General features: G+C 64.6%; 15 protein-coding genes. 10 read left to right on the top strand and 5 right to left on the bottom strand.

Annotated features, from left to right (window positions below; translation table 11 throughout):
* Nucleotides 1-8: 8 nt before the first annotated feature.
* Entirely contained in the window at nucleotides 9-638 is a 630-nt protein-coding gene (locus tag AC1DQQ_RS13180) for a carbonic anhydrase (protein WP_478045437.1), read from the bottom strand.
* A 65-nt stretch (nucleotides 639-703) separates the two neighbouring features.
* On the opposite strand from AC1DQQ_RS13180, the gene lipA reads away from it, so the two are divergent.
* Together lipA and AC1DQQ_RS13170 are read left to right on the top strand one after the other, a co-directional pair.
* Nucleotides 704-1,627, top strand: coding sequence for a lipoyl synthase (gene lipA, locus AC1DQQ_RS13175; protein ID WP_478045436.1), 924 nt, complete (start codon nucleotides 704-706; stop codon nucleotides 1,625-1,627).
* The gene (locus tag AC1DQQ_RS13170) at nucleotides 1,627-2,109 is read left to right on the top strand and encodes a type II toxin-antitoxin system RatA family toxin (protein WP_478045435.1); all 483 of its coding nucleotides are present in this window, start codon (nucleotides 1,627-1,629) and stop codon (nucleotides 2,107-2,109) included. The genes lipA and AC1DQQ_RS13170 overlap by 1 nt, the downstream gene beginning before the upstream one ends.
* On the opposite strand, the gene AC1DQQ_RS13165 is transcribed toward AC1DQQ_RS13170, so the two are convergent.
* The 3 genes from AC1DQQ_RS13165 to AC1DQQ_RS13155 are packed head-to-tail and all read right to left on the bottom strand — an operon-like array spanning nucleotide 2,046 to nucleotide 4,247.
* A complete protein-coding gene (locus tag AC1DQQ_RS13165) occupies nucleotides 2,046-2,576 on the bottom strand; it encodes a CinA family protein (protein WP_478030142.1) in 531 nt (176 codons plus the stop codon). The genes AC1DQQ_RS13170 and AC1DQQ_RS13165 overlap by 64 nt on opposite strands.
* Nucleotides 2,573-3,118 (bottom strand): hypothetical protein, encoded by a 546-nt coding sequence (locus AC1DQQ_RS13160; protein WP_478045434.1) that lies wholly within the window; start codon nucleotides 3,116-3,118, stop codon nucleotides 2,573-2,575. The genes AC1DQQ_RS13165 and AC1DQQ_RS13160 overlap by 4 nt, the downstream gene beginning before the upstream one ends.
* 10 nt (nucleotides 3,119-3,128) lie before the next feature.
* Nucleotides 3,129-4,247, bottom strand: coding sequence for a bifunctional 2-C-methyl-D-erythritol 4-phosphate cytidylyltransferase/2-C-methyl-D-erythritol 2,4-cyclodiphosphate synthase (locus tag AC1DQQ_RS13155; RefSeq protein ID WP_478045433.1), 1,119 nt, complete (start codon nucleotides 4,245-4,247; stop codon nucleotides 3,129-3,131).
* A 78-nt stretch (nucleotides 4,248-4,325) separates the two neighbouring features.
* Between AC1DQQ_RS13155 and dusB the strand changes: the two genes are divergently transcribed.
* From dusB to AC1DQQ_RS13115, 8 genes are all read left to right on the top strand, one after another.
* Nucleotides 4,326-5,324: a tRNA dihydrouridine synthase DusB gene (gene dusB, locus AC1DQQ_RS13150; RefSeq protein ID WP_478030139.1), complete on the top strand. Its 999-nt coding sequence runs from the start codon at nucleotides 4,326-4,328 to the stop codon at nucleotides 5,322-5,324.
* A complete protein-coding gene (locus AC1DQQ_RS13145) occupies nucleotides 5,293-6,357 on the top strand; it encodes a two-component system sensor histidine kinase NtrB (protein WP_478045432.1) in 1,065 nt (354 codons plus the stop codon). The genes dusB and AC1DQQ_RS13145 overlap by 32 nt, the downstream gene beginning before the upstream one ends.
* Nucleotides 6,354-7,802 (top strand): nitrogen regulation protein NR(I), encoded by a 1,449-nt coding sequence (ntrC, locus tag AC1DQQ_RS13140; RefSeq protein ID WP_478045431.1) that lies wholly within the window; start codon nucleotides 6,354-6,356, stop codon nucleotides 7,800-7,802. The genes AC1DQQ_RS13145 and ntrC overlap by 4 nt, the downstream gene beginning before the upstream one ends.
* Nucleotides 7,803-7,881: 79 nt before the next feature.
* The gene (locus AC1DQQ_RS13135) at nucleotides 7,882-10,137 is read left to right on the top strand and encodes a sensor histidine kinase NtrY-like (protein ID WP_478040914.1); all 2,256 of its coding nucleotides are present in this window, start codon (nucleotides 7,882-7,884) and stop codon (nucleotides 10,135-10,137) included.
* On the top strand, nucleotides 10,134-11,504 hold the full coding sequence (gene ntrX, locus AC1DQQ_RS13130; protein WP_478040913.1) for a nitrogen assimilation response regulator NtrX: 1,371 nt from the start codon (nucleotides 10,134-10,136) through the stop codon (nucleotides 11,502-11,504). The genes AC1DQQ_RS13135 and ntrX overlap by 4 nt, the downstream gene beginning before the upstream one ends.
* A gap of 214 nt (nucleotides 11,505-11,718) precedes the next feature.
* Nucleotides 11,719-12,276, top strand: a complete 558-nt coding sequence (hfq, locus tag AC1DQQ_RS13125) for an RNA chaperone Hfq (RefSeq protein WP_478030134.1) — start codon at nucleotides 11,719-11,721, stop codon at nucleotides 12,274-12,276.
* Nucleotides 12,273-13,559: a GTPase HflX gene (hflX, locus tag AC1DQQ_RS13120; protein WP_478030133.1), complete on the top strand. Its 1,287-nt coding sequence runs from the start codon at nucleotides 12,273-12,275 to the stop codon at nucleotides 13,557-13,559. The genes hfq and hflX overlap by 4 nt, the downstream gene beginning before the upstream one ends.
* 4 nt (nucleotides 13,560-13,563) lie before the next feature.
* Complete coding sequence (locus AC1DQQ_RS13115; protein ID WP_478040912.1) at nucleotides 13,564-14,481, top strand: HNH endonuclease; 918 nt, start codon at nucleotides 13,564-13,566, stop codon at nucleotides 14,479-14,481.
* Here AC1DQQ_RS13115 and mazG read toward each other — a convergent pair.
* A complete protein-coding gene (gene mazG, locus AC1DQQ_RS13110; protein WP_478030131.1) occupies nucleotides 14,474-15,229 on the bottom strand; it encodes a nucleoside triphosphate pyrophosphohydrolase in 756 nt (251 codons plus the stop codon). The two genes, AC1DQQ_RS13115 and mazG, sit on opposite strands and share 8 nt — an antisense overlap.
* Nucleotides 15,230-15,277: the final 48 nt, after the last annotated feature.

Below are 15,277 nucleotides of genomic sequence, written 5' to 3'. Positions count from 1 at the left end.
CTTGATCGTCAGGCGGGTGCGAAGCTGCCCTCGTCGTCCATGACGTGGAGCACGCCGTCGGCGATCGCAAAATAGGCGCCGCGCAGCTTGAGCGTGCCTGCCGCCTCGCGCTCGGGAATACACGGGAAAGTCCGCAGGTTGCGCAGCGATACTCGCACCGTTTCCAGCTCGAGCGCACGGATCGCCTCGGGTCCGGTGCCGTATTCCGCGACGATGCGGTCGCGCGCCTCATCCAGCATGTCGACCCAATGGTCGATAAAGCCGCCTGCTCCGGGAGGAGCGCCCGCAAATGCCTTCGACAACGCCGCGGCGACGCCGCCGCATGAGCCGTGGCCGAGCACGACGACTTCTTCGACTTCCAATTGGGTCACCGCGAATTCGAGCGCGGCCGACACGCCGTGGCGCCCGCCGCCGAGCTCGAACGGCGGGACGAGGTTGGCGATGTTGCGGACCGAAAAGATTTCCCCGGGCGAGGCATCGAAAATCTGCGCCGGATCGACTCGGCTATCCGAACAGGCAATGACCATCACGCGCGGGCTCTGTGCCTCACGCAATTGGGCCCAGCGCTCGTGCTGGCGGGACCAGCCATTCTGGCGAAAACGACGATATCCGGTGATGAGGTCTGCGAAGTCGGCCATGCGCGGCCTTTGCCAAGATGACGAGGGGGTGGCAAGCGCGCGCCGGCATCGCTATCTGCGCGGTTATGAACGAGATCACTCCCGTCGCGCGCGAGCCGCGCCAGCGCAAGCCCGACTGGATCCGGGTGAAGGCGCCGACCTCGGCCGGTTTCGCCGAGACGCGTGCGCTGATGCGCGCGAAAAGCCTGACGACGGTGTGCGAGGAAGCGGCCTGTCCCAATATCGGCGAGTGCTGGTCGAAGAAGCACGCCACGGTGATGATCCTGGGCGACACCTGCACGCGTGCCTGCGCCTTTTGCAACGTCAAGACCGGCATGCCGCGCGCGGTCGACCCGATGGAGCCGCAGAATGTCGCCGATGCGGCGGCGCAGATGGGGCTGCAGCATATCGTGGTGACCTCGGTCGACCGCGACGACCTTCCCGATGGCGGCGCGAAACAGTTCGTCCGGGTGATCGAGGCGATCCGCAAGGCCAATCCGACCACCACGATCGAGATCCTGACGCCCGATTTCCGCAACAAGCACGAAGCGGCGGTCGAGGCGATCGTGGCGGCGCGCCCGGACGTCTACAATCATAATCTCGAAACCGTGCCGCGGCTCTACCCGACGATCCGCCCTGGCGCGCGTTATTATGCGTCGCTGCGCCTGCTCGAATCGGTCAAGAAGCTCGACCCGTCGATCTTCACCAAGTCAGGCGTCATGCTCGGCCTGGGCGAGGAACGGCTCGAGGTTCACCAGGTGATGGACGACATGCGTTCCGCCGATGTCGATTTTCTGACCATGGGCCAGTATCTCCAACCGACTCCGCGCCACACCAAGGTGATGGATTTCGTCACACCCCAGGCGTTCGACGCTTATGCCGCGATCGCGCGCGCCAAGGGCTTCCTGCTGGTCGCCTCGTCGCCGCTGACGCGGTCCAGCTATCACGCCGGCGACGATTTCGCGAAGATGAAGGCGAACCGCGACGCGAGGCTCGCTCAGAGGGCCTGATGCCTCGTCATACCGAGACCCGCTTCCTTCCCTATACACCCGAACAGATGTTCGACCTGGTGGCCGATGTCGGTCGTTATGCGGAATTCCTGCCCTGGGTCAGCGCGGTCCGGCTGCGCAGCGATACGCGGACGGAGATGGTCGCCGACCTGATCGTCGGGTTCAAAGGGCTGCGCGAAACCTTCACGTCGAAGGTCAAGAAGGAGCGGCCGACCACGATCCATGTCGATTATATCGACGGGCCGCTCAAATACCTCAGCAACGACTGGCATTTCCGTGCCGCGCCGGGTGGCTGTGAGGTCGATTTCTCGGTCGACTTCGCGTTCCGGAACCGGGTGTTCGAGATGCTCGCCGGCCAGGTCTTCTCATCGGCGCTAACCCGGATGACCAGCGCGTTCGAGATGCGCGCCGCCCAGCTCTACGGTGCGGGCACGTCCGATCCGCGCGGCATCAGCAATTCGAGCGCGACCAGCGCCGCCTGAAGCCTGACACCGCCGCGGCCGAGATCGCCGAAATCCTTGCGGTCGGCAACGACATCCGAGGGATCCGCGTCGCGCTCGGCACGCGCGAATACGACGGTGCCGACCGGTTTCTTCTCGCTGCCGCCACCGGGACCGGCGATACCCGTAATCGCTACCGCGAGATCGGCGTCGGTCGCTTCCAGCGCGCCCTGCGCCATCGACCAGGCGGTCGCGATCGACACCGCGCCGAACGTGTCGAGCACGTCATGGCTGACTCGGAGCATATCCACCTTCGACTCGTTCGAATAGGTCACGAACCCGCCGAGCAGAACTTCCGACGACCCGGGAATCTCGGTGATCGCGGCGGCAACCAACCCCCCGGTGCAGCTCTCCGCGAGCGCGAATTTGCGGCCGAGCGCCTTGTTGGCCTCGACGACCTTGCGCGCCAGGGTAACGAGCTCGACGGGCAGGACGGTGTCGATGCTCACGGGCGGATCGCTGCCGGCGCCGCAGCAGCCGGGCAGATCGAGAACGGGCTGTCCTTCTTATCCTTGCCGCCGGCGACCGAGGCCAACAGCACGATCAGACCGGCAGTATTGGCGGGCGGCAGCGGCGACATCAGGTTAATCGCGCGGTCGATCGTCGGGCAATCCCGCGGTTTGATGTCCTGGGCAATCGCGCCTCCGATCATCGGCCCCATCATCGGACGAAGCAATTTGGGATCGATCCCTGCCATATCCTTGCCCCCGATCTTGCCAAACGCGGCCATCGCTTGCGGCCAGGCGAGATCCGCCGGCGCCTGGTAGCGCGCGACAAGCGGCGGCAGACCGCCACGCAGCGTCGCGTTCTCGGGCAGTACAGTGCTGCAGGTCCGGCCGAGCTGCTGGAACACGTCCGGCAGCACCGCAGTGATCAGTGATTGCGCCTCCGTCTCGGTCAGGCAGGGTTGCGCCGCCTCGGCCGTCGCCTGCGCGGTCGTCGCCGTCATGCCCATCCACAGCGCGATAGCCGCGCCCGTCAACATCTTCATTGCCTGTCCCTTAGATCCTGATGGTCACCACCGCCTGTGCGGCAATCCCCTCGCCACGGCCGGTGAACCCCAGCCGCTCGGTCGTCGTCGCCTTGACGCTAATCTGCTCGCGCGACACCCGCAACAGCGCCGCGACGCGATCGCGGATCGCGTCACGATATGGGCCGATCTTCGGGGCCTCGCAAATGATCGTCAGATCGACGAAATCGATCATGCCACCCTTGGCCGCCACCAGCGACGCGGCGTGTTCGAGGAATTGCCCCGATTCGGCGCCTTTCCACTGCGGATCGCTCGGCGGGAAATGCTGGCCGATATCGCCCGCGGCGATCGTGCCCAGCACGGCATCGGTGATCGCGTGGAGCGCGACATCGGCGTCGCTATGCCCCGACAGACCCTTGTCGTGCGGGATCAGCACGCCGCCCAGCCACAAACGCTCGCCGGCGACGAGGCGGTGGACGTCGTATCCGGTCGCGGTCCTGACGCGCATAGTGGCTCCCAACCGGGCCTCGGCGAGCGCGATGTCGCCGGGATAGGTGATCTTGTCGAGCAGGGGGTCGCCAGCGACCATCGCGACGTTATGACCCGCTCGGCGCAATATCTGCGCATCGTCGGTCGCTTCCTCGCCGACGGGCCAGGCGTGGTGTGCGGCCAGGATGGTGGCATAATCGAACGCCTGCGGAGTCTGCACGCGCACCAGCGCCGAACGATTGACGATGTTGCCGAGACAATCGCCTTTGCCCGCGATCGTGTCAGCGACGGGAAGAGTTGGGACCGCGCCCTTGGCATTGTCGAGCGCGAGCAGCAGCCGGTCGACCACCGCCGCGGGCACGATCGGACGCGCGGCGTCATGGATCAGCACTCGTCGCGCCGCGCCGATTGCCTCGAGGCCGTTCAGTACCGACTCGCGCCGGGTCGCGCCGCCAATTGCGGTCTGCCCCTCGACCAACGTCTCATTGCCTGCCGCAACTACCGTCACGACGCGATCGATCCCCGGATGCGCGGCAAGTGCGCGCCGGCTGTGCTCGACCAATGGCAGGCCCGCGAACGGCAGGAATTGCTTGGGTGTATCGCCACCGATCCGCTCGCCTTTTCCGGCGGCAACGATCAGGGCAATGGTTTCGGCAGACATGGCCGCGCGCCTAGCGCAGCCCGCGCGACCTTGCCAGCGCCATCGCGCCGAGCTATGCGCTGCCCGATTTTTAAGCACATGACCAAGCTCGCGCCCATCCAGGTCGGTCCCGTCCGGATCGAGACCCCGGTGATCCTCGCACCCATGACGGGCGTGAGCGATCTGCCGTTCCGTCGGCTCGTGCGGCGCTTCGGCTCGGGGCTCAACGTTACCGAGATGATCGCCAGCCAGGCTGCGATCCGCGAAACCCGCCAGTCGATCCAGAAGGCGATGTGGGACGCGATCGAGGAGCCGGTCTCGATGCAGTTGGTCGGCTGCACGCCGTTCGAGATGGGCGAGGCGGCCAAGCTCGCCGAAGACAAGGGCGCGGCGATCGTCGACATCAATATGGGCTGCCCGGTCCGCAAGGTGACCAATGGCGATGCCGGGTCGGCGCTGATGCGCGACCTCAAGCTTGCCAGCGCAATCGTCGCGGCGTGTGTCAAGGCGGTGAAGGTCCCCGTTACGCTCAAGATGCGGATGGGCTGGGATCATGCCAGCCTCAATGCCCCCGAACTCGCACGGATTGCGGAGGATCTCGGCGTGCAGATGGTCACCGTTCACGGCCGCACGCGCAACCAGATGTACAAGGGCGAGGCTGATTGGAGCTTCGTCCGCTCGGTCAAGCAAGCGATCAAAGTGCCGGTGATCGTCAACGGTGACATCTGCTCGTCGGAAGACGCGGTGAAGGCGCTGGAGCTGTCGGGCGCCGACGGCGTGATGATCGGCCGCGGGTCGTACGGCAAACCATGGCTGCTGGCACAGGTGATGGCGTACCTGCAACAGGGCCGGGCAGTCGCAGAGCCCTCGATCGACGAACAATATAACGTCATTGCAGGGCACTATGACGATATGCTCGACCATTATGGCACCGAAACCGGCGTCAACATGATGCGCAAGCATATCGGTTGGTACACCAAGGGCCTGCCCGGCTCGGCCGAGTTCCGCAACAAGGTGAACCAGGAACCTGACGCCAATCGCGTCAAGGCGATGCTGGCTGATTTCTATGCGCCCTGGCGAGCCCGCGCCGCTGCCTGACTCGCCCAATTTCGCCGAGCTTTTCGCCGGACTGCCGATCGCCATCCTCGTGGTCGATCCCGACGGACTGGTGCGTAATGCCAATGGCGAATGCGAGTTGCTGCTCAACCAGTCCGAACGCGCCATGCGCGGCCTGCCGCTTGGCGATGTCTTGACGCCACCGCCCGGCGCGGGAGACGGGCGCGCGGTGTCGGCGTTCGACTTCGATATCGGTACCGACCGCACCGGCCGGTTGCGCGTCGATTATTATGAGACGCCGGTCGCCGACCATGACGGATGGCGGGCGATCGCGCTCCACGCCATCAGCGGAACGCGCAAGGTAGGCCAGTCGGCCGAACGCGGCGGTGCGCGCGCGGTAATCGGCGCGGCGGCGATGCTTGGCCACGAGATCAAGAACCCGCTCTCGGGCATTCGCGGCGCGGCGCAATTGCTTGCGGCGGAAGGCGCCGGCGCCGAACTCACCACGTTGATCACCACCGAGGTAGACCGCATCGCCGCGCTGATCGACAAGATGCAGGATTTCACCGGGCGCCAGGTCAATCCGCAGCCGACCAACATCTACCCACTGCTCGATCATGCTCGGCGCGTCGCCCAGACCGGTTTCGCGCGCGAGATCACCATCGAGGAGAGCTTTGATCCGTCGCTACCGCCAGTCCTCGCCGATAATGACGCGCTGCTGCAGATTGTCATCAACCTGTTGAAAAACGCGGCAGAAGCGCTCGATGACGTCAAGAAGCCGCGCATCCTGATCTCAACCGCTTATCGCCACGGCCTGGCGGTCGATGCCGGTCCCGGCCGGCCGCGCCGCGGTCTGCCGATCGAATTATGCGTGATCGACAATGGCCCCGGCGCACCCGCCGACATCGCCGACCATTTGTTCAGTCCGTTCGTGTCGAGCAAGCCCGAAGGGCAAGGGCTCGGCCTCGCGTTGGTCGACAAATTGGTGCGCGATATGGGCGGCGTCGTGCAATATTCGCGCGAAGGGGCGCCTGAAATGACCATCTTCCGTATCCTGCTGGCGCGCGCTCAATGAGTCGACCGGGGAGCCGATCGGGCAATATCCTGGTGCTCGACGACGATTCGGCGATCCGCACCGTGGTCGCGCACGCGCTGCGCCGTGCCGGACACCGCGTCACCACGACTGCGAGCCTGGCCGAGTTCAACCGCGAATTGCGCGCCGCGATGCCCGATGTCGTGGTGAGCGACGTCGTCCTGCCCGACGGCAATGGCCTCGATATGGTGGCGGGGTTAGTCCAGGCCTATCCGCAGCTGCCCGTGATCGTGCTGTCGGCGCAGAATACGCTGACGACCGCGGTGCGCGCGACCGAGGTCGGCGCTTATGACTATCTGCCCAAGCCGTTCGATCTGGACGATCTGACCCGCGCGGTGGATGGTGCCCTCGCTCGCCAGGGTGGCGGCACCGCCGAAGCGCTGGAAGACGCCGATCGCGCGCTGCCGTTGATCGGGCGATCGCCGGCGATGCAGGACGTCTATCGCGTCATCGCGCGGGTGATCTCGAACGACCTCACCGTGTTGATCTCGGGCGAGTCGGGGACCGGCAAGGAGCTGGTCGCGCGCGCCATCCATGATCTCGGTCCGCGCGCGCATGCGCCGTTCTTGGCGATCAACATGGCGGCAATCCCGCGCGAGCTGATCGAGGCGGAATTGTTCGGCCACGAACGCGGTGCCTTTACCGGAGCGCAGGCGCGATCGGCCGGTCGGTTCGAGCAGGCCGCCGGGGGCACATTGTTCCTCGACGAGATCGGCGACATGCCGCTCGAGGCGCAAACGCGGCTGTTGCGGGTGCTGCAATCGGGCGAGTTCACCACGGTGGGTGGTGCGCGGACGATCAGGGCCGACGTGCGGATTGTCGCCGCGACCAACCGCGACCTCAACGCGCTGGTCCAGTCGGGGCAATTTCGCGAAGATTTATTCTATCGTCTCAATGTCGTACCGGTTACTCTTCCTGCCTTGCGCGAACGGCGTCAGGACATTGCGCTGCTCGCGCGTCACTTCCTCGACCGCGCCGCCGAGAACGGCCTTCCGCGCAAGCGCCTCGACGAGGCGGCGATCGTCGCACTCGAGGCACATGACTGGCCCGGCAATGTCCGCGAGCTCGAAAACATCATGCGGCGGCTGGCGGTGCTGAGTCGCGACGAGGTAATCGGCGCCGGCGAACTGGGTAGCGTCATCGGTATGCCGTCGGCGGCGGTGCCGGTCGGCGCCCTAGATCTCGATTCAGCGGTGCGAGCGCGCCTCGATCGTATAGCGCGCGAAGATCCGCGCGAACTCGACGACGGCACGATCTATGAGCGTATTATCGCCGAAGTCGAACGGCCGCTGATCGAGGCGATGCTGGCGCGCCATGGCGGCAACCAATTGCGGGCGGCGCGCGCGATGGGGATCAACCGCAATACGCTGCGCAAACGCCTCGACACGCTCGGCATAGATCCGGGCGGCACGGCGGACGGGGGCTGATCCACGACGGTTTGACGTCAAATATGTGTTTTCCTTGCCACGCAACCGTTGTATTCCTGCAACGATGAGTGGCGAGAGCATGACGGCCGCGCCCCGGCGTTTCTGGGACGGGCGTCCCCGAATTACCCCAGCTTTCGAGCTGACCGTGCTCGTGCTGGCGATCGCCGTCGCCGTCGCCACCTATTTCGTCGTGCGCGCCGGCGCCGCACCGCAACGCTTGCTGACACCGCCGCTCGTTGCCTTGTTGCTGGTGGTCAATCTCGGCCCCTGCGTCGCATTGATCATGCTGCTCGGCCGCCGCATCGCGAAGAGCCGCGTGGCGAAATCCGGCACGGGCGGGGAAGGGCGGCTCCACGTCCGGCTGGTCGCATTGTTCTCAACCATCGCCACCGTGCCGACGGTGCTCGCGGTTATCTTCGCCTCGGTGATGTTCCAATATGGCGTCGAGTTCTGGCTGTCCGACCGCGTCAGCAACGTGCTCAAGAACGCCACCACATTGGCGCAGGAATCTTACGAGCAATCACTCTCCAACTGGAACGCCAACGCGCTGCAGGCGGCCGATGATATCGCCGCGCATTGGACCCCCGAATGGCTGCGCACCGCAACGCCGCAGAACGTCGTCAGTAAGCGTGATCCTTATGGTTACACACTAACCAACTATCTAACATTACAACTCTATAACCGACAATTGTCCGAAGGTGCGCTATTCCGGGTCGAGGCCAACAACCAGATTCAGTTCCTAACCAGAGTCGATGAATATGGCAGTGTCGAAAAGCAGATCGACCCGGTAGCGGTAGCGTCAGTCCAGCGCGACAAACGCAGCGTCGTCACCGTCCAGGGCGATCGTATCCGCGTCGTTGCGCCAGTGCCGGGCGTCGACGGCCTATTGCTCTACGCTGGCCGAGTGACCGAAGGGGGCGGGGCCAACCGGCAATTGCAGCGGTTCGACGATGTTGTCGCCGATTTCCGGGCGCTTCAGGCGCGCGCCCGTGCGCTACAGCTGCAATTCAACGCGGCCTTGTTCATCGTCGCACTGTTGATCGTCGGGATCGCGGTGTGGATCGCGTTGGTCGTCGCCGATCGTCTGGTCCGCCCGGTTGGCGAAATGGTGGCGGCCGCGCGGCGGGTCGCCGATGGCGACCTTACTGCGCGTGTTCCCGATCCACGCACCGATGACGAGGTCGCCACATTGGCCAATGCGTTCAACCGCATGACCTTCAGACTGCAGGAACAGACGGGGGCGCTTGAAAGCCGGCGCGCGTTGATCGAGGCGGTGATGTCGGGCGTCTCGGCCGGCGTGATCTCGGTCGATGGCGGCGGAACGATCCGGCTGCTCAACGCCTCCGCGGTCGCCCAGCTGAAACTCGACGAAGCTGAGGCGGTCGGCGCGCAACTGGTCGCCGTCGCGCCCGAGCTCGCCGAGTTGCTGGAGGGCGGCCCGCGCGAGTCGATCGTGCAATTGACCACGGGCGGCGAGCCGCGGACGCTGGCGGTGCGCATCACCGCCGATGAGGACGGCCGCGTCCTGACGTTCGACGACATCACGCAGCAATTGCTCGATCAGCGCCGCGCCGCATGGTCCGACGTCGCGCGGCGTATCGCGCATGAGATCAAGAACCCGCTGACCCCGATCCAGCTCGCCGCCGAGCGCCTGCAACGTCGCTATGGCAAGACGATCGACGAGAAGGACGGCGTGTTCGCCCAGCTGACCGACACGATCGTGCGCCAGGTCGGCGATCTGCGTCGGATGGTCGACGAATTCTCGTCCTTCGCGCGCATGCCCAAGCCGGTCTTCCACCCCGAATCGCTGATCGACCTCACGCGGCAGGCGGTGTTCCTGCACGAAGTCGCGCATTCCGATATCACTTTCCGGCTCGATACGCCGGAGGCCGCACCTTTGGTCTGCGATCGCCGCCAGATCGGCCAGGCGCTGACCAACATCATCAAGAATGCGGTCGAGGCGATCGAGGCGCGCGGCGAGGATGCGCCGCCCGGCGAGATCAACGTCACGCTCGATCATGGCGAGCGTCTGATGACCGCGACGATCAGCGATAACGGCATCGGACTGCCGCTCGAGCGCGATCGCATCGTCGAACCCTATATGACGACGCGCGCGCGCGGCACCGGCCTGGGCCTGGCGATCGTCAAGAAGATCATCGAGGAACATTGCGGCACGATCGCCTTTGCCGACCGCCCTGGCGGCGGGACGGTCGTGACGATCGTGTTCGACACCCTCCAACTCGACGCCCTGCTCGAAGACAATCGTGACCCCGCGGAAACCAGCAAGGGCGAAGGCGCGCTGGCGATGCTTACCCGTACCGGACAAAAATCATGAGCCTGGACATCCTCGTCGTCGACGACGAGCAAGACATTCGCGAACTCGTAGCCGGCGTCCTGCAGGACGAAGGCTATGAGACGCGCGCCGCCGCCGACAGCGACGCCGCGCTGGAAGCGATCGCCACGCGCCGGCCGAGTCTGGTATTGCTCGACGTCTGGCTGCAGGGATCGCGGCTCGACGGACTCGAATTGCTCGAGGAAATCAAGCGGCGGGACGCCTCGATCCCGGTGCTCGTCATTTCCGGCCATGGCAATATCGACACTGCGGTCGCCGCGATCCGGCGCGGCGCGGTCGATTTCATCGAAAAGCCGTTCAACGCCGATCGCTTGCTGCTGATGGTCGGCCGCGCCACCGAAACCGAGCAATTGCGCCAGGAAGTCGCGTCCTTGCGCGCGGCGACCGGGCGCGACACCGATCTTACCGGCACCTCGACCGCGATCAACGCGGTTCGCGCGACGCTCAAGCGTGTCGCGGGCACCGGCAGCCGCGTACTGATCATGGGATCGGCCGGAGTCGGCAAGGAAGTCGCCGCGCGCCTGCTGCACAGCTGGAGCCAGCGTACCCAGGGGCCGTTCATCGTCGTCAGCGCGGCGCGGATGATCCCTGAGCGGGTCGAAGAGGAATTGTTCGGCGTCGAGGAAGCGGGCGACCTGGTACGCACCGGCCTGCTCGAACAGGCCCATGGCGGGACCTTGTTCCTCGACGAGATCGCCGACATGCCGATCGCGACGCAGGGCCGGATCCTGCGCGTGCTGACCGATCAGAGCTTCACCCGGGTCGGCGGCACGCGCACGGTCAAGGTCGACGTCCGCGTCGTCTCGGCGACCGCACGCGACCTCCAGGGCGAAATCGCCGAAGGCCGGTTTCGCGAGGACCTCTATTACCGGCTCAATGTCGTGCCGGTCACGATCCCGCCTTTGGCCGATCGCCGAGAGGACATTCCTGCGCTGGTCGACCATTTCGTCGCGCATTATGCCGCCGAACGCCGCGTGCCAACGCCAGAAGTCGCCGATGACGCCATGGTAGCGCTGCAAAGCTACGAATGGCCGGGCAATGTCCGCCAGCTTCGGAACGTGGTCGAACGGACGATCATCCTGGCTCCGGGAGATCGCATCGGGCGGATCGACGTCGATTTGTTGCCGGCCGATGTGCTGGGCGGCGCGGGCGAGGGGGCCGGTGCCTCGGCGATGATGGGGGCGCCGTTGCGCGAAGCGCGCGAGACGTTCGAACGCGAATATCTCAAGGTCCAGATCCGGCGTTTTTCGGGCAATATTTCGCGCACCGCGACCTTCATCGGGATGGAGCGGTCGGCGCTGCACCGCAAGCTCAAGCTGCTGGGAATCACCGACAGCCGCGACGAATAGGGTGAGTCGTTTTCAGCTTCGATGTGACGGTGCCGGCCCCCCAACAGGGTATGATATGGGAGGCCGGGTGGGGGAGCGGGCCGGCACCGCAATTGTTTCAGCTCAGCTGAAACAAAACCGGACGCCCGTGATGTGTCCCGTGTGAGCATCGCAAGCGCGCTGGACGCAGGGGCAGGGCCTCACCTATATAACGGATCGCGTGTGCCGCGTGGGCATGCGCTTCAGACGCCAGAGAACGGCGCCATGCGGGTCAAGGCCCGCCAAGACCAAGGATCGCCATATGGCCGACAAACAGACCTCGCTCCAGGACCTGTTCCTGAACGCTCTTCGCAAATCGAAGACGCCGGTGACCATGTTCCTGGTCAAGGGCGTGAAGCTCCAGGGCATCGTCACCTGGTTCGACAATTTCTCCGTCCTGCTACGCCGCGACGGCCAATCGCAGCTGATCTACAAGCACGCCATCTCGACGATCATGCCGTCCAACCCGATCGACATCGCGGCGATCACCGACGCCATCAGCTCGGATTCGAAGAAATCGCCGCTGCTGCAGGAAATCTTCCTCAACGCGGTGCGCAAGTCGGAAGACAGCGTGACCATGTTCCTGGTCAATGGCGTCATGCTTCAGGGACATATCGCGGCGTTCGACCTGTTCTGCATGCTGCTCGAGCGCGAAGGCATGGCACAATTGGTCTACAAACATGCCGTGTCGACGATTCAGCCGGCGCGTCCGCTGAATCTTGCCGAAGAATCAAACGGTTCTGACGAGGATTGACCACAGGATTTGAACGCGATCGCGACGAGTTCGCCCGCGGTGCGCGGGCGATCGTCGTGTTGCCCGACCAGGGCAATGCCAGCCGCGATGCCGATGCCCGGCTCGCGGAGACGGCGGGGCTTGCCGCAGCCATTGGTGTCGAGGTGGCGGAAAAGATCGCCTATCGCGTCCGCCAGCCCAAGCCCGCGACGCTGATCGGCTCAGGCCAGGTCGAGCAACTCGCCGCACAGGTCCGGATGGAAGACGCGCAGCTCGTCGTGTTCGACGCCGGCCTGACGCCGGTGCAGCAGCGTAACCTGGAAACCGCGCTCGAGTGCAAGGTGATCGACCGCACCGGGCTAATCCTCGAGATATTCGGCGAACGTGCGGCGACCGCCGAGGGGCGATTGCAGGTCGAGCTAGCGCATCTCGATTATCAGGCGGGCCGGCTGGTGCGCAGTTGGACTCACCTTGAACGTCAGCGCGGCGGCTTCGGCTTTCTCGGCGGCCCAGGCGAAACCCAGATCGAAGCCGACCGCCGCTTGATCCGCGACCGCATGGCGCGGCTGCGCAAGGAACTCGACCAGGTCAGCCGCACGCGCGGGCTGCATCGCGACCGGCGCCAGCGCGCGCCCTGGCCGGTGATCGCCCTAGTCGGCTATACCAATGCTGGAAAATCGACGCTTTTCAATCGATTGACCGGTGCTGACGTCATGGCGGAAAACCTGCTGTTCGCGACGCTCGACCCGACGCTGCGCCAGATCCAGTTACCGGGAATCGACAAGGCGATCCTGTCGGACACGGTGGGATTCGTCTCCGAACTGCCGACCCAGCTCGTCGCCGCGTTCAAGGCGACGTTGGAGGAAGTGGTCTCGGCCGATCTGCTGATCCATGTCCGCGATATCGCGCATCCCGATACCGAAGCGCAGCGCGCCGATGTCGAGGACGTGCTGCGCGAGATCGGCGTCGCCGACACGACGCCGCGGTTCGAGGCATGGAACAAGATCGACCTGCTCGACGGCGATCAACGCGAGGACGCGCTGCTCGAGGCCAGCCGGCGCGATGACGTGGTCGCGATCTCGGCAATGAGCGGGGAAGGGGTCGAGGAACTGAAGCTCAAGGTCGCCGCTCGGCTGACCGCCGGGCATCGCCGATACTCGATCACGCTCGATGCCGCCGATGGATCGAGCGCTGCCTGGCTGCATCAACATGGCGAAGTGTTGGGACAGGAGCTCGAAGGCGATCGCGCGACCTACGACGTGCGAATGGCGCCGCGCGATTTTGAGCGGTTCGGCCAGAGATAGATCGGTGAAGGGCGTCTTCGAGGTCAGCGGTAATTCGCGCTACGACGACGAAATATCGAGTCGCTATCATTTTCCCAACCGTGGCCGGTATAAGGAGATCGCGGAGCAATTGGTCGGCGATTGGATCGTATATCGAGAAACGCGCGCGGCAGGCGGTAGCATGAGCTATACCGGCGTTGGGTTTGTAGATCGAATTGATCCCGACCCCTCGGACCCTAAGCACTTCTACGCACGGATATCACAATATCTAAAGTTCGATCGCCCAATTCCCTACCGCAACCCAACTGGCAGATTTGCCGAGCAATTCTTGCGTGACTTGGATCGGCCCTCGGATGCCGGCCGTACATTAAGGGGCGGGTCGGTTCGGGAGTTGCAGGCAAGGGACTTTGTGGAGATCGTGGATCAGGGGCTGTCTGACACGCTCAGTCTTGCAAACCGCATCAAGCTTGGTCTCGATGCCACGGAAATCGATTACGAGACCGCCCGGCAGCTAAGCGAGCCGCCGACCGAACGGCGCATCGAAGCAATGCTGATCAATCGGAAAATTCGCGATGCGAGTTTTCGTCGGCAGGTGCTCGATGCCTACGACAACAGGTGCGCGGTCACGCGTCTGAGAATTGTAAATGGGGGAGGGCGTGCGGAAGCGCAGGCTGCTCATATCTGGCCAGTTGCGCACGGCGGACCGGACACCGTCCAAAATGGCATAGCGCTGTCGGCCACTGCTCATTGGCTATTCGATCGCCATTTGATCAGCCTCGATGAAAACTATCGGCTCCTGGTTTCGGACAACAAAGTGCCCTCCGAGCTGAAGCAACTTTTTCCCCCGGCGGGCGAGTCGATCCGACTCCCTTCGGATCGATCGCTTCATCCGAGCCAAGAATATGTGGCCCGGCACCGCGACATCTTCGGGGGTGTCAGCTGAATTCCGCGCTTTTAACGCTGATCCAGAGGCGTTCTTTGCTGTCCAAATCGAGCGAAGCGAAACTCTCGTCGGCGGCTTCCATCGCTTTGAAACGGCGTTCGAATTTGGCGTTGGCGGCCCGCAACGCTGCTTCCGGATCGATGTTGAGCTTGCGCGCCCAATTGACCACCGCGAACAGCAGGTCGCCGACCTCTTCCTCGCGCTCTGCGTCGCTGGTGGCGGTTTCGACTTCGGCGAGTTCCTCGGCGATCTTCGCCCGCGGGCCACTCGCATCCGGCCAGTCGAAACCGGTGCGCGCGGCGCGCTTCTGGAGCTTTTCTGCACGCAGAAGGGCGGGGAGGCCGATCGCGACGCCGTCGAGCGCGCTTTCGGCGCCCTTGGCCCCCCGCTCCGCGGCCTTGATTTGTTCCCAGAGGTAGTGGCCACCCTCGGCCGCGTCGCCAAAGATATGCGGGTGCCGGCGCTCCATCTTGTCGCAGATCGCCGCGACCACGTCGTTCAGCGCGAAATCGCCGGCTTCCTCGGCCATGCGCGCGTGGAACACGACCTGGAGCAGCAGATCGCCGAGTTCGTCCTTGAGATCGGCCATGTCGGCGCGCTCGATCGCGTCGGCGACTTCATAAGCTTCCTCGATCGTGTACGGCGCGATCGTCGCGAAGGTCTGGACATTATCCCATTCGCAGCCGCTCACCGGGTCGCGCAGCCGCGCCATGATCGCCACCAGACGCTCGATATCGACGCTGCTCATGCGAGGGGGGAGCCCCCCGCTCGGCCATCTTCAAGATTGATAATATAC

The sequence above is a fragment of the Sphingomonas sp. P4_G3 genome (genome assembly GCF_056401105.1).
This window is presented reverse-complemented; position numbering and strand designations above follow the sequence as displayed.

Excerpts from the sequence above, each read along its gene's own strand:
- AC1DQQ_RS13160 (WP_478045434.1), bottom strand. The coding sequence starts at position 3,118 with ATGAAGATGTTGACGGGCGCGGCTATCGCGCTGTGGATGGGCATGACG.
- lipA (WP_478045436.1), top strand. The coding sequence starts at position 704 with ATGAACGAGATCACTCCCGTCGCGCGCGAGCCGCGCCAGCGCAAGCCC.
- hfq (WP_478030134.1), top strand. The coding sequence starts at position 11,719 with ATGCGCTTCAGACGCCAGAGAACGGCGCCATGCGGGTCAAGGCCCGCC.
- AC1DQQ_RS13170 (WP_478045435.1), top strand. The coding sequence starts at position 1,627 with ATGCCTCGTCATACCGAGACCCGCTTCCTTCCCTATACACCCGAACAG.
- AC1DQQ_RS13155 (WP_478045433.1), bottom strand. The coding sequence starts at position 4,247 with ATGTCTGCCGAAACCATTGCCCTGATCGTTGCCGCCGGAAAAGGCGAG.
- dusB (WP_478030139.1), top strand. The coding sequence starts at position 4,326 with ATGACCAAGCTCGCGCCCATCCAGGTCGGTCCCGTCCGGATCGAGACC.
- AC1DQQ_RS13180 (WP_478045437.1), bottom strand. The coding sequence starts at position 638 with ATGGCCGACTTCGCAGACCTCATCACCGGATATCGTCGTTTTCGCCAG.
- ntrC (WP_478045431.1), top strand. The coding sequence starts at position 6,354 with ATGAGTCGACCGGGGAGCCGATCGGGCAATATCCTGGTGCTCGACGAC.
- AC1DQQ_RS13145 (WP_478045432.1), top strand. The coding sequence starts at position 5,293 with ATGCGCCCTGGCGAGCCCGCGCCGCTGCCTGACTCGCCCAATTTCGCC.
- AC1DQQ_RS13135 (WP_478040914.1), top strand. The coding sequence starts at position 7,882 with ATGACGGCCGCGCCCCGGCGTTTCTGGGACGGGCGTCCCCGAATTACC.
- ntrX (WP_478040913.1), top strand. The coding sequence starts at position 10,134 with ATGAGCCTGGACATCCTCGTCGTCGACGACGAGCAAGACATTCGCGAA.
- mazG (WP_478030131.1), bottom strand. The coding sequence starts at position 15,229 with ATGAGCAGCGTCGATATCGAGCGTCTGGTGGCGATCATGGCGCGGCTG.